Annotated in this window: 11 protein-coding genes and 1 pseudogene; 4 read left to right on the forward strand and 8 right to left on the reverse strand. The window is 62.7% G+C overall.

The annotated features are described in order from the left end of the window. Positions 1-198: 198 nt before the first annotated feature. Positions 199-777 (reverse strand): recombinase family protein, encoded by a 579-nt coding sequence (locus ACIQCY_RS06700; RefSeq protein WP_400483121.1) that lies wholly within the window; start codon positions 775-777, stop codon positions 199-201. A 710-nt stretch (positions 778-1,487) separates the two neighbouring features. Between ACIQCY_RS06700 and ACIQCY_RS06705 the strand changes: the two genes are divergently transcribed. Beyond that, the gene (locus ACIQCY_RS06705) at positions 1,488-1,979 is read left to right on the forward strand and encodes a GNAT family N-acetyltransferase (protein WP_400483122.1); all 492 of its coding nucleotides are present in this window, start codon (positions 1,488-1,490) and stop codon (positions 1,977-1,979) included. 14 nt (positions 1,980-1,993) lie between these two features. On the opposite strand, the gene ACIQCY_RS06710 is transcribed toward ACIQCY_RS06705, so the two are convergent. Next, complete coding sequence (locus ACIQCY_RS06710) at positions 1,994-2,290, reverse strand: hypothetical protein (RefSeq protein ID WP_400483123.1); 297 nt, start codon at positions 2,288-2,290, stop codon at positions 1,994-1,996. 91 nt (positions 2,291-2,381) lie between these two features. On the opposite strand from ACIQCY_RS06710, the gene ACIQCY_RS06715 reads away from it, so the two are divergent. Together ACIQCY_RS06715 and ACIQCY_RS06720 are read left to right on the forward strand one after the other, a co-directional pair. After that, positions 2,382-2,852: a hypothetical protein gene (locus ACIQCY_RS06715; RefSeq protein ID WP_400483124.1), complete on the forward strand. Its 471-nt coding sequence runs from the start codon at positions 2,382-2,384 to the stop codon at positions 2,850-2,852. 445 nt (positions 2,853-3,297) lie between these two features. After that, positions 3,298-4,461: pseudogene (locus ACIQCY_RS06720) on the forward strand (IS256 family transposase); the annotation flags it as partial. 116 nt (positions 4,462-4,577) lie between these two features. On the opposite strand, the gene ACIQCY_RS06725 reads toward ACIQCY_RS06720, so the two are convergent. The 4 genes from ACIQCY_RS06725 to ACIQCY_RS06740 form a co-directional block, all read right to left on the reverse strand. Beyond that, positions 4,578-5,069, reverse strand: coding sequence for a hypothetical protein (locus ACIQCY_RS06725; RefSeq protein ID WP_400483125.1), 492 nt, complete (start codon positions 5,067-5,069; stop codon positions 4,578-4,580). A gap of 264 nt (positions 5,070-5,333) precedes the next feature. Beyond that, positions 5,334-6,149 (reverse strand): IS21-like element helper ATPase IstB, encoded by an 816-nt coding sequence (gene istB, locus ACIQCY_RS06730; protein WP_400483126.1) that lies wholly within the window; start codon positions 6,147-6,149, stop codon positions 5,334-5,336. Next, on the reverse strand, positions 6,146-7,843 hold the full coding sequence (istA, locus tag ACIQCY_RS06735; protein WP_400483127.1) for an IS21 family transposase: 1,698 nt from the start codon (positions 7,841-7,843) through the stop codon (positions 6,146-6,148). The genes istB and istA overlap by 4 nt, the downstream gene beginning before the upstream one ends. Before the next feature lie 361 nt (positions 7,844-8,204). Continuing rightward, complete coding sequence (locus tag ACIQCY_RS06740; protein WP_400483128.1) at positions 8,205-8,804, reverse strand: TetR/AcrR family transcriptional regulator; 600 nt, start codon at positions 8,802-8,804, stop codon at positions 8,205-8,207. A 120-nt stretch (positions 8,805-8,924) separates the two neighbouring features. Here ACIQCY_RS06740 and ACIQCY_RS06745 point away from each other — a divergent pair, with 120 nt between their 5' ends. Further along, a complete protein-coding gene (locus tag ACIQCY_RS06745; RefSeq protein ID WP_400483129.1) occupies positions 8,925-9,872 on the forward strand; it encodes an alpha/beta hydrolase family protein in 948 nt (315 codons plus the stop codon). Between the two features lie 231 nt (positions 9,873-10,103). On the opposite strand, the gene ACIQCY_RS06750 is transcribed toward ACIQCY_RS06745, so the two are convergent. Continuing rightward, positions 10,104-11,251 (reverse strand): IS3 family transposase gene (locus ACIQCY_RS06750; protein ID WP_400483130.1). Its coding sequence is split into 2 segments (ribosomal slippage): positions 10,104-10,978 and positions 10,978-11,251, totalling 1,149 coding nucleotides; the frame shifts between segments, so codons are not numbered across the junction. A 477-nt stretch (positions 11,252-11,728) separates the two neighbouring features. Further along, entirely contained in the window at positions 11,729-12,277 is a 549-nt protein-coding gene (locus tag ACIQCY_RS06755; RefSeq protein ID WP_400483131.1) for an adenylate kinase, read from the reverse strand.

The raw sequence follows: 12,277 nt of genomic DNA on the forward strand, positions 1-12,277 counted from the left end.
CACGACAAGAAGAAATCAACAAGTCAGCGCTGATACGGGAGGCGGAGCTAGTGCTTCGCCTCCCGTTCCGCTGCTCGTAGTAGCGAGACAACTCTTCGAGGCAGAAATGCTCCTGTGACCTCGGGTGAGTCGATGCTCAGCGCCCAACCATCTCTGGCGTCTTGAGAACCTTCAGGTTATCGGGACACACGCCGAGGGTTACGGAGGCGTAAGTCGGGCTCGGCGTTGGATCTCGCGGTAAACGGTTGTCCGGGAGACGCCCAGGAGTTCGGCCATTTCGCCTCGCGTGTATTCGCCGGCGTCAACGAGGCCGAGCAGGTGCTTGCGTTGATGGTCAGAGAGTTTGGGTTGCTTGCCGCGGAGCCGACCCTTGGCTCTGGCGACAGCCATACCTTCGCGGGTCCGGGCACGGATCAGGTCGGACTCGAACTCCGCCACGATACCCAGGACGTTGAACAAGAGCCGACCGATCGGATCTGTCGGGTCATAGATGCTGCCGCCGAGACTCAGGGCGACGCCCTTGCGTGTGAGTTCATCGGCTATGCCACGGGCATCGAGCACTGAGCGCGCGAGCCGGTCGAGTTTCGTCACGACCAGGGTGTCGCCCCTGCGGCAGGCAGCCAACGCTTCACGTAAGCCGGGTCGAGTTCGGTTCGTGCCGGTGAAGCCGTGGTCGACGTGAATGTTTTCCGCATCGACTCCAAGAGCCATTAGGCAGTCTCGTTGGGCGGTGAGGTCCTGGCCGGTGGTCGAGACACGCGCGTATCCGATCTTCACCCGATCAGTGTTGCAGATCACGTGCCCAGGCGCCCGTTCTTATCGTCCCGGCTAAACGTCCACTCCGCGAGCTGACGGCAGTTGAAGAGTGTCGGTTCTCACGCTCGTCAGCACAGATTCTCAAGGTCGCCTGCACGGGCGTAGGCCGATCCTGATAAGGAACGTCCTCACGACTCTGAATGGAGCCCGAATTTCCAATTCCCCCTCCGTGTACGATCGCGGGCATGACTGCGTGCTCCGTCCTTCGTTGCCTCGAGGCTGCATCGGCTTCCTTCGCTTTGGCGCCCTACTCCGAACGCGCAGTGCCCGTCTGCGGGGCACATAAAGCGAGCCTCGATGCCGGTGCACGCTGGCTTGCCAATCCGGGTACTCCGACGGGAGAGCTTCGTGCAGCGAAGGGTTCAGTTGACGTAACGATCATGATAGGGAACGATCTCTCGTCCGAACCACGAGTTCGTGAGATGGGCGTCAGCCCCACAATCGGCAGCGAGATTGGCTTTTCCATTTCTTTGGGCCTCGAGACACGAGAGGGTCAACAGTCCGTCGACTTTTGGTTGACCGAAGAGCAGGCCAGGCGGCTTGGTTCATGGCTCACGGAATAGCGCCACAACGCCCGCAGCAGGATCCTCCAGCGGACGATGACCGTCTATCGCGGGATCCTCAGGAGCGAGCTTTCCCGCTCATCGGACGACGTTTCATATAGTGGCCTAATGGAACTACGCTCGACGACAGCGAATGACCTGCAAACCATTCTCGGCTGGGTGAAAAACAACCAAGAGATGGTCATGTGGTCGGGCCCAACCTTCACGTGGCCGCTCGAGTACGCCCAACTCGAACGCTACTTCCACAACCCAAACAGAACTTACTGGTCCGCCATTGACACCGAATCGCAGGAGCTCGTGGGACATGCATCCCTCCTGATAGACAACGACGCGGATCTGATGCGTGTCGGGTTCATCATCGTAAATCCGGAATACCGAGGACGTGGAGTAGGACGTGAGTTCGTCGATGCGGTTGTATGCGACGGCTTCCAAGCATCGACTCTCCCCGTCATGAAGTTGGGGGTCTACGCTCACAACACCGCAGCGCTCAAGCTGTACGAGAGTCTTGGATTCAGTAAGACCGGGGTTGTCTTCCAAACCACCGTCGACGAAGAACAGTGGGACGTCCTAGACATGGCTCGCCCCGCAGTGACCGGGTAGGGATCCTCTAGCGGCTACACGCGATCACGTGCAGGAACATGTTCAGGCCAAGTCTCACCAATGCCTCCTGGCTCGTACACGTGCTCGACGAACCCTCTGACCTCTGCCACCAACTCCTCCTGCGTCATATTGGCCGCATCGTCCGGGATGATTCGTTTCGTGCATGGCCTGGACCGTCCAACAGTGAAGCCGTAGGTCCCGTCGGCTGGTCCGTTGATCCACAGGAAGTCGTAGGACAGGGCTCCGTTGGGCTGGCGTCGCTCGCTGATCCGGAACACTTCATGCTCGACCGTGACGTCGAAGGGGTTCATTCCGTGATCCTAGAACCGGCTTCGCTCGGAGTCAGGCACATACTTCACCGCAGGGTCAGAGACGCCCGCTCGAGGATGGTTTGCTAGGTCCATGGCTGAGTCCCGAAAGAAATCGATGCATCCAGCTCGTCGACGGTTGATCATTGCGATAGTGGTCTGGGCGCTAGTGGTTCGGACGCTCATCCTTGTAATCGCAGAAGCACTCGGAATTTCACGTACTTGCAGCGAGCTGCTGAGCATCGCCCTCTTCCTTGCAGTCTTCATTCCACTCTCTGTCGCTGCAGCCAGGGAACTCACGGACCTGCGACGACAGGGGCTTGAACCCCTTCCCCAGATCCCTACACGACGTTCGCTGATCGGGTTCGGCGTCTCCACAGTCCTGTTCTGGGGCTTCTTCGGCTGGCTCGTTATCTGGAGCGATCGCTTCGTGTTCCCGCTTTTGCCAATACTCAGCACCATCTTCCTGATAGTCGCTATCCGGAGGTACCACCTCGCAGGCCAAGCACCCACGACTGATCCGATGCTTCGCGCGCAGGGCGCTACCTCGCCGAATGACCGCTAGAGGATGGCTGTTAGATCGTCCCAGACAGGGACATCATCGGCTGGCGCGGAGTCTGTGAATGCGGGTGGTGGGGCGAACTGTGGGAATGGGTTCAAGCTTCGGCCGCAGCGGACCTTGACCAACGCCGTGACTATGTCGCTCCGGAGGACTACGCGGAGGCTTCCTCACAGGTCGAGGACGCCATCCACGAGGAGTGGAAGGCCCACATCGCCCCCTCGGAAGCGGTCATCGGCGTGGAAGCAGCAGCGCGGGATCACAAGCAAGCCGGGGCCCGGCTGGATAAGACTGTGGCGGCCGCGAGAGCGGCTGGCGCCTCCTGGACCGACATAGGCCGAGCCGCGGGCATCAGCCGGCAATGGGACTGTAAGAAAAACGGTGTGTGAGGTTCGGCCTGATCCGAGAGGAGATGGCCGTGAACGACTTCACGACCGAAGTATCAGAGGCGATGATCGATCCTGTGACGGGAGAGATCATCGATCAAAAGGACCTCGCCGAACGGCTGCTCGCTCAAGCCAAGGAGCAGGGCGTGAGCTTGGTTGGCCCCGGCGGGCTGCTGAATCAGCTCACGAAAAACGTCCTCGAGACCGCCTTGGAAGCGGAGCTGACCGAGCACCTCGGGCATGAGCACGGGCAGACGCCGATCGCGGAGAACATGCGCAACGGCACGCGGGTGAAGACGGTGCTGACCGAGATCGGTCCGGTCGAGATCGAGGTGCCCCGAGATCGGGATGGTTCCTTCGAGCCGGTGATCGTGCCCAAGCGGAAGCGACGTCTGGACGGGATCGATCAGATCGTGCTCTCCCTCTCCGCCCGGGGGCTGACCACCGGGGAAATCGCAGCGCACTTCGAGGAGGTCTACGGGGCCAGGGTTTCCAAGGACACCATCTCGAAGATCACGGAGAAGGTGGCCGGCGAGCTGGCGGAGTGGTCCTCCCGTCCGCTGGACCCGCTCTACCCGGTGCTCTTCGTCGATGCGATTGTGGTCAAGGTCCGTGACGGGCAAGTGCGTAACACCCCGTTCTACGTCGTCCTGGGCGTCACCACGAACGGGGAACGGGAGATCCTCGGTATCTGGGCCGGCGACGGAGGCGAGGGTGCCAGGTTCTGGCTGCAAGTCTTCTCCGAGTTGAAGAACCGCGGCGTCCAGGACGTGCTCATCGCCGTCTGCGACGGTCTCAAGGGCCTGCCGGAAGCGATCACGACCACCTGGGAGCGGGCAGTCGTGCAGCAGTGCATCGTGCACCTGATCCGCAACTCGTTCCGTTACGCCGGCCGCCAGCACCGCGACGGGATCGTGAAGGCCCTCAAGCCCGTCTACACGGCCCCGAGCGAGGCCGCGGCGAAGGACAGGTTCGCCGAGTTCGCCGCCGAGTGGGGCCAGCGGTATCCGGCAATCGTGAAGCTCTGGGAGAGCTCGTGGGCGGAGTTCGTACCGTTCCTCGAGTACGACGTGGAGATCCGACGAGTCATCTGCACGACGAACGCGATCGAGTCGATCAACGCCCGCTACCGCCGAGCCGTCAGAGCGCGCGGCCACTTCCCCATCGAGACCGCGGCGCTCAAGTGTCTCTATCTCGTGACCCGGTCTCTTGATCCGACCGGCGGCGGCTGAGTGTGTCAAGCCAATGTGGCCCCGGTAGGACGGTTATCTCTGGCCCCACCCGTGACTCGATTGTTTGAGGCGGTTGATAACCGTTGAAGATCCCTCCGCGGATGAACAGGTTGCTAATTTACGTTGCCTGCCGTGGCCTGCCGCGGAAGCTTGAAGTCCTGAGGGCTTCTAGCAGCGAGGAGGTCAGCAAGGTCCTGGACAAGGCGCACCTCGCGATACGCGTGGCGCCCGCTCCCAAACCATTCAGGACTGGCGATGATCGCGCCTGCACCGTCGAGCGCGCCGCCTACCAAGGGTGGAACATGATCGAAGCCCAGTCCCAGCCACCGCCAAGTTCCGCACTCTTCGCAGGTACTGCCCGCACGGCCGTGAGTCGCAGTTGTTGCTGCCTCGAGCTCACGTGGGTCGAACCAGGGCGTGGTACCGACGGGGATCTGCAACTGGAAGGCGTGGGTGTGGATTGTCCTGGGCCAGGCAATCTCCCTGAGCTCAATATCGAAGGTCGAGGCAATCTCTCGGGCTAAGGGGGCATCGGCACAAATGATGTCGTCATGGTCATGAGGAATCCATGCTCCCTTCGCGTCGGTAAGACCCTTCTTCTCCAAGACGAGCGACCCTGTCTGCTCATGCTTCGGGATGGCGCAGGTGTGGCACCAGCCGTCTGGCCCGTACATCGGATCGAGCCCAAGCGACGCTCCAGGCCAGGGCCACCCCCTGTTCTTGTTGTACCAAAGGGCAACGTAGTCCACTAAGCCTCGTCTCTCGATCAAACTGCACCACGATGTGCGCGTATTCCGATACTACAAACCTGCCAAAATCCATCACCTTTCATGTCCAGAGGGGGATGTTCATGGGTCAAGCAGGGTGACCTAGCCGACGTCCTGGTGGGCGAGGGTGTGGGCGAGTCGGTAGGAGTCAGTGCCGGTCTCGATGATCGTCCCGTTGAAGGTGAGCCTATCGACGATGGCGGCGCAGAGCCGTGGGTCGGTGAAGGTTTTCGTCCAGCCGGAGAAAGATTCGTTACTGGCGATCGCGATCGAGTTCTTCTCTTCCCGTTCGGTGAGGACCTGAAACAGCAGTTCGGCGCCGCGGCGGTCGAGTTCCATATAGCCGAGTTCGTCGATGCAGAGCAGATCAACCCGGCCGTAGCGAGCAATGGTCTTGGCGAGCATCTTCTCGTCGGCGGCTTCCACGAGTTCATTCACGAGCCTGGTGGCAAGCGTGTATCTGACCCGGTACCCCTTCTCCGCGGCCGCGGTGGCCAGGCCGATGAGCAGGTGTGACTTGCCGGTGCCGGAGTCCCCGATCAGACACAGCGGCCGGCTTTTCCGGATCCAGTCCCCGGTCGCGAGGGTGTGGATGGTGGCCGGGTTGATATTCGGGTTGGCGTCGAAGTCGAAATCCCCGAGCCACTTGTTTCGGGGGAAGTTCGCGGCCTTAACCCGGCGCAGGGAGGATCTGCGGTCCCGGTCATCGCACTCGGCCAGCAACAGCTCGGCCAGGAAGCCCTGATAGGACAGCTGCTCCTTCCCGGCGACGGTGAGCGCTTCATCAAGGACCGCCCGGATCGTGGGCAGGCGCAGCCGGCGGCAGGCCTGGTCCACGGCCGCGACCGCGGCCTGCTCGGTGAGCCCGCGACGCCGGCGCAAGGTCGGAGTGACCGTCGTGGTGGTTGTGGGGGTCATGAGATGTTCTCCTTTGACGCTGTCCTTGAGAGAGCGGTTGGGCTTGGCTGCGGACGTTTAGCCAGCAGCTCGTCATACACGCCGACCGACGGGATGGGCCGGGTATCCGCCGGAAGACCAGCGATGACCGCCGCCGGTTCCATCAACCTGCGCTGAGTCAGGCTGACAACGCGTTGCACTTCCTCGGCTCGATGAGCAACACGATGGGCACCGGAATGACGGCCCGAATCGGACCCACCCTCAGCCGCTGCGGCGTGGCGTCGGGCTTCGACCGCAACGACGTCAGCGCTCACCGCGCCAACCCCGAGAGCAGCACTGATGCCAGCTTTGATGCTGTCGGCGTCAAGGGAGCGGTGGAGCAGCAGTACGTCGATGAGCTCCCGGGTCCCGTCCGCGTCACCGTTAACCCGGCGGGACGCCGCCCAGAACGCTTCATGGGCGCTGGTGAACGTTCCGGCATCTCGGGCCCGAGCCAAAGCGGTCGAGCCGGGTAGGGCGCCGGGTTTTGTCTTCAGGACCTCGAGGTAGTGATCGAGCTGCACGGACTGGCCGTGCTTGATGATGATCCGCTGATGCCGGGCCACCACAGTGCGTCCGTCGAAGACCACGACCTCGGACGCCCGGAGGGAGACCCTGACTTTGCGGCCGATGAACCGTGCCGGGACCGAGTACTTGACCATCCGCACGGTGATCATCGAGGACCGGTCAACCCTGGGCGTCAGCACCACCCCGGGATCGAAGACCTCCACCGGCAGCGGTGCCAGGAACGGCTGCTCGATGGCGAAGTCCTGACCGATCGTGCGGATCCTGTCGTTGATCCGCCGGGAAACGTCCCGGGCTTCCCAGACCCGAATACGGTCATTGAGCTCCTCCAGGGACGCGACGACGGGCATCGGGGAGAGCCGGTTGCGGCGGAACCAACCCACCTCACCCTCGACCCCGCCCTTCTCGTGGGCCCCGTCGATGCCGGGCTGGCAGTAGAACGCGTCGAAGCCGTAGTGGGAGCGGAACAGCACCCACCGGTCGTTCTCAACCCGTTGCCGTCCCTGCCCGAACACCACCGCGGTGACCGCGCTGGTGAGGTTGTCGTACCTGATGTGTCTGGTTGGGATACCGCCCAGCACGGTGAATGCCTCGATATGTCCTTCGAGGAACGCTTCCTGCGCCTGCGTCGGATAGACCCGGTGGATGGCCTTCCCGGAGTGGGAGAGCCGGTAGACGAACATGTGACACTTCGTCTTCACCCCGTTCAGCACTACCCAGACCTCACCGAAGTCCACCTCGGCCTCCGCACCCGGCGCGTGTTCCTGCGGGACGAACACCTCCACCCGGCGGCCGGCCTCCATATCGATTTGGGCCCGCCGGACCCGGACGTAGTCGCGCACCGTGGAGTACGACAGCTCCACCGCTCCGAGCTCGTCGATCAGCCGGGCAAGAATCCTGCGGGCAGTATGGCGTTGCTTCCGCGGCGCCGTCGTATCCTCGAGCAGCATCGCGTCAATCGCGGTCTTGAATGGCTCAAGCCGTCGGGACACTCCCTGCCTGGGTTTACGTTCCGGCGGTAAGGCAGAGATCAGAGCCTGCCTGACCGTCCTTCGATGCACTCCATGCCTAGCCGCCAGCGCGCGAACCGAGAGACCCTCTACTCGGGCGTCCCTGCGAATCTGCGCGAATAACTCCACCCTCGACTCCATCCAGACCAGCCCTCCGTCGCACCCATCAACCGATGGATCCAACGGTGGCGGTGGGGCCACATATAACCGTCATACGAGCCCGGCGAGTCATGAAGTGGGGCCAGAAATAACCGTCCTACCGGGGCCACTCAAACCTGCCACAGTCAGGCGGCAGAGCACGCTGGGTGATCAGGTGGAAACCAGCGCTCAACGCGTTCGCGATCACCTTCGCCGGACGATTCGAGAAGACCACTCACTGATGAAAATCGCCGGACCCCACACACCGTTTATCGGACAGTCCCTGTGTGAATCCCAGCAGTAAGTGGCGTGATTTTCGCAGCGCTTCCTGTCGTGCTCTGCGCGACGACGCGATGAGTTTGGGTCAGCGGTCTCCTCGGGCGAGCACGCCCGATATGAGTAGTTGCACAAGAGTAGCGGCCTCGTACTGGGCATCGCTTGCGGCACTGATGCAGAGGTTGCCAATGCCTTTGAGCACGTTGTAGGCATCGATCTCCGTCGCTGCGGCCCCTGGCTCCCGGGCGGCTTCAAGGAGCGAACCGCAAACCGGGACAAGACGGCCGACGAAGTAGGTATGCAGAGCATCGGAACCGGCGCTGTCTCCTTGCAGTGCGCCGGCGAGCCCGTGCTTGGTGACAAGGAAGTCCACGAACAAGGCCACCCAAGCGCGTAAGGCCGCCTCGGGCGACGCGCTCTCCGCGAGTAGTCGTGGGCCGGCTTCTGCGCACGCCTCGACCTGGTGCCGGTATACCGCGACCACAAGCTCCGGACGCGTGGGGAAGTGTCGGTAGATCGTTCCCACGCCGACGCCGGCTTTCGCTGCGATTTCCCGCACCGGAGCGTCGACTCCGGACGTCACGAACACCGCTGCCGCTGCGTCAAGGAGGGCCTGCTCGCTTTGACGCGGGCGGCCCACGTTCCTGGACTGCGGAACGCGTACTTGCTCGCTGTGGGTGTCAGCCATGTGCCCGTCCTCAATGAGTCGATCTCATCTGCTCGAATTACGGAGCCACGTTCCGTAATATTACGGAATGCTGCTCCGATAGTAGTATCGCAGAGCGCAGCCCTTCGAAAGGAACTCACCATGACCTCATCACTCATCGCCGCACTGGACGGCATCATCGATACCGGCGCTTCGGTGATCTCGGTCGCCCCTGTCCAGCTGTCCGCTCCCGGCCGTGCCGTTCCCCTGGAGGTGCGGGTGTCCGCCCCTGTGACCGGCAGGAACCTTCCTGTCGTCATGTTCTCCCATGGCAACGGATGGAACCTCGACGGGTACGCGCCGCTCACGGCGTTCTGGGCCTCCCGCGGGTTCGTCGTGATCCAACCTACGCACCTGGACTCGCGCCGGAACGGCTTCGGGTTCGACCACCCGGTGTTCCCGACGATCTGGACCGAGCGGATCGCGGATCTCACACGCATCCTCGACCAGCTGGACAGCATCGAGGCCGCCGTCCCCGGACTTGTCGGCCGCGTCGACCGCAGTCGCGTTGCCGCAACAGGCCATTCCTGGGGTGGCCAGACGGCGCAGGCGCTCCTCGGAGCGCGGATCCTCGATGAAGCGGGCCAGGTCGGCGAGGACATGTCCGACAGCCGCGTCACCGCGGGAATCCTCCTCGCAGCAACCGGGATCGGCGGTGACGACCTGCATCCATTCGCCCAGGCCAATTTCCCCTTCATGCGCCCCTCGTTCCACGAGCTGACCACGCCGACCCTCGTCATCGCCGGTGATCGCGACCAGTCGAAGATGTCCAGCCGTGGGCCGGACTGGTTCACCGACGCCTACACGTTCAGCCCGGGCGCGACCGATCTCCTGACCTTCCACGGGGCCGAGCACGCGCTCGGCGGCATCGTCGGACACGAGGTCGCCGAAACAACCGACGAGAACCCGGAACGGGTCGCCGTCGTCCAGCGGATGAGCACCGCTTACCTCCGTACCGCTCTCCAGGTGGACGCGAACAGCTGGCCCGCTGCCCGATCCGCATTCAGCGACAGCACCAATTCGATCGGGCGCGCCGACAGCAAGCAATAGGAGCAGTCAGATCTCCCGCCGCGCACCCGCCGCCGGCGAAGGGGCCGAGGTGTCCTTGATGAACTGAAGTCGCCGCGTGACGTGTACGGAAACAACCGACCGATGAACGGGCTTCAAGGTCGAGCACGAGCACGGGTGCCGTGTTCTATAGGCCGTGTCCGAAACCAATGTCTTGCGACGCTCGTCCGCGAGAAGATGTAACTGGTTGGGCCCCCGGTAGCAGTCCAGCGTCTATGCGATAGCTAATTGGTTTTGTTGCGTCCAGTGTTCCCAGTAGCGTTTCGGCGTCATGCCGTGCAGGGATCCGTGGGGACGTTCATGATTGTAGATGTCCTTCCATTCCTCAGCCAGGTACTTGGCTTCGGCCATGGTGTCGATGATCTCTCCGGAGAGGTGTTCCCTCCGGAATTGGGCGTTGAAGGATTCGATGAAGCCGTTCTGCCAGGGCGATCCCGGGTCGATGAACGCGGTATCGACCCCGGCGGTTTCGCACCACTGGACCAGGGCCGCGGCGGTGAATTCGGGGCCGTTGTCACACCTGACGTAGGTCGGTGCGGTACCGGTTTCGGCGATGACGTTCTCCAGGACCGCGACCACGTCCGAGGCTTTGAACGACCGGCGCGGGATGATCGCCAGCGCCGTGCGCGTGTATTCGTCCATGACGTTGAAGAACCTGACGTGGCGCCCGCAGGAAGTCACGTCGGACTGGAAATCGAAGCTGACCACATGCATCGGGTACTCGGCCGTCAGGCGCTTCTGCTCCCCGGCGCCGGGCCCGGTGCGGCGCTTCTTCCGTGCCCTGGGTTTACAGACCAGGCCTTCGTCGCGCCAGAGCCGGCGAATCCGCTTCCGGTTCAGAGCCACGCCCGCCCATGCGGGCTGGGCCAGGAGGTGCCAGCGGGCCTTCCGCCAGCCCCAGGCCGGGTGCGTCACCGCGATGACGCGCAGGGCTTCCCGGAGTTGCGCTTCCGCGAAGCCCATATCGGGCTTCTTCTTGCGGAACGCGGACCGGTTCTGCCCCAGCACCGTACAGGCGAAGCGTTCGGATGCCCCGAACTTCTCCACCGCCATGCGCACGGCACGGCGGCGGGGTCCGGGGCTCAGAATTTTCCCTTGGCCACCTCACTCAGGATGTCGATGGCCAGTTCCTTCTCCGCGAGCAGCCGCTTGAGCCGGGCGTTCTCCTTCTCCAGCTCCCTGGTCCGCTTGGCCGCTTCGGCGTTCTTCTCAGAACCGTACTGGTTCAGCCACCGGTACCAGGTCGCCTCGGTGACCTGGAGCTCCTTGACGACCTCGACCATCGGGTGTCCGTCGTTGAGCATCTTCTGGCCCTGCCGGACCTTGGCGATGACCTGCTCGGGGGTGTGTCTGCGTGCCATGATTCGTGAATCTCCTCCTGTGTCCATTCTCGGACACGAAACTCACACAGACACTGGACTCCTACCCGGGGACCCACCATACCCAATCGCCATTCAACAGAGTCGCCTGCTGGTCGAGAAGAGGCGCGCGCTAGCATTGCGGCTGCCGGGTCGATACCGACGACCGTTCGTCCAGGGGCAGTCCCAATCAACGCGAACTTTCGGCATTGGTGACAGTCTGAACTTCGTATCACTTCCCGCGGTCTGGGAAACAGCACCAGTTGCCGTGCTGGTATCGCTGTTCTATCTGTTTCTACTGGTTCCGTGTGTGTTGCTCTCCGCGGCACTGATCACAGCCTCGCTTGTTATCCGTCACGGCCAAACAAGCGAGCAGGCCTCAAGGGAGAAGGATCCCGTCTCCGTGGCTCACTGAGCGCGGCAACCATCCCTACTCCGGGGCGACGCGGATCGTGCAGTGCGAGGTCGAAGATCCGTGGGTCAGGTTCCTGAATGCCGTGCTCCGGCTGCGATCCATGCGTCGAGGTCGCGTGGGCGTTGAAAGGTCAGGACAGGAGGCATCGAGGGGTCGGCGATGATCTTCGCGATGGCTTCCCGCTTACGGGTGAAGGTCCTAAAGTGCCAGGCGATGATGGAGTCCCTGGCGAGAGCCCGGCGGAGGGTCTCTATGTTGCCATTGCAGATGCGCTGCCTGGTCACGATGCGGCTGACGGTGCGTCGGATGAGGCGGCCAAGGGAGAACCATCGCGGATAGTCGAGGAACACGATGAGCTCAGCCCGGTCGAGGATGATGTCCCGCCAGGATGAATACGCGCTATCAAGGACCCATCGCTCCTGAGCCGCGATGCTGGCCGCAATCCGATATTGGTCCTCGATCGGCCGGCTCGTCCATCCCGGGAGCCAGCCCAGGTCCTCATCAGCTGAAAACTTCGGCACACCAGTAGTTCTTGCGTAGGAATGCGCAGCCGAGGTCTTCCCGCTACCGGTCACGCCATGGAAGACAACACGCTGGGCCGGTGTATCTGTCAT

It is taken from the genome of Arthrobacter sp. NPDC092385 (assembly GCF_044755105.1).
Lineage (GTDB): Bacteria > Actinomycetota > Actinomycetes > Actinomycetales > Micrococcaceae > Arthrobacter_D.

Excerpts from the sequence above, each read along its gene's own strand:
- ACIQCY_RS06705 (WP_400483122.1), top strand. The coding sequence starts at position 1,488 with ATGGAACTACGCTCGACGACAGCGAATGACCTGCAAACCATTCTCGGC.
- ACIQCY_RS06710 (WP_400483123.1), bottom strand. The coding sequence starts at position 2,290 with ATGAACCCCTTCGACGTCACGGTCGAGCATGAAGTGTTCCGGATCAGC.
- ACIQCY_RS06715 (WP_400483124.1), top strand. The coding sequence starts at position 2,382 with ATGGCTGAGTCCCGAAAGAAATCGATGCATCCAGCTCGTCGACGGTTG.
- istB (WP_400483126.1), bottom strand. The coding sequence starts at position 6,149 with ATGACCCCCACAACCACCACGACGGTCACTCCGACCTTGCGCCGGCGT.
- istA (WP_400483127.1), bottom strand. The coding sequence starts at position 7,843 with ATGGAGTCGAGGGTGGAGTTATTCGCGCAGATTCGCAGGGACGCCCGA.
- ACIQCY_RS06740 (WP_400483128.1), bottom strand. The coding sequence starts at position 8,804 with ATGGCTGACACCCACAGCGAGCAAGTACGCGTTCCGCAGTCCAGGAAC.
- ACIQCY_RS06745 (WP_400483129.1), top strand. The coding sequence starts at position 8,925 with ATGACCTCATCACTCATCGCCGCACTGGACGGCATCATCGATACCGGC.
- ACIQCY_RS06755 (WP_400483131.1), bottom strand. The coding sequence starts at position 12,277 with ATGACAGATACACCGGCCCAGCGTGTTGTCTTCCATGGCGTGACCGGT.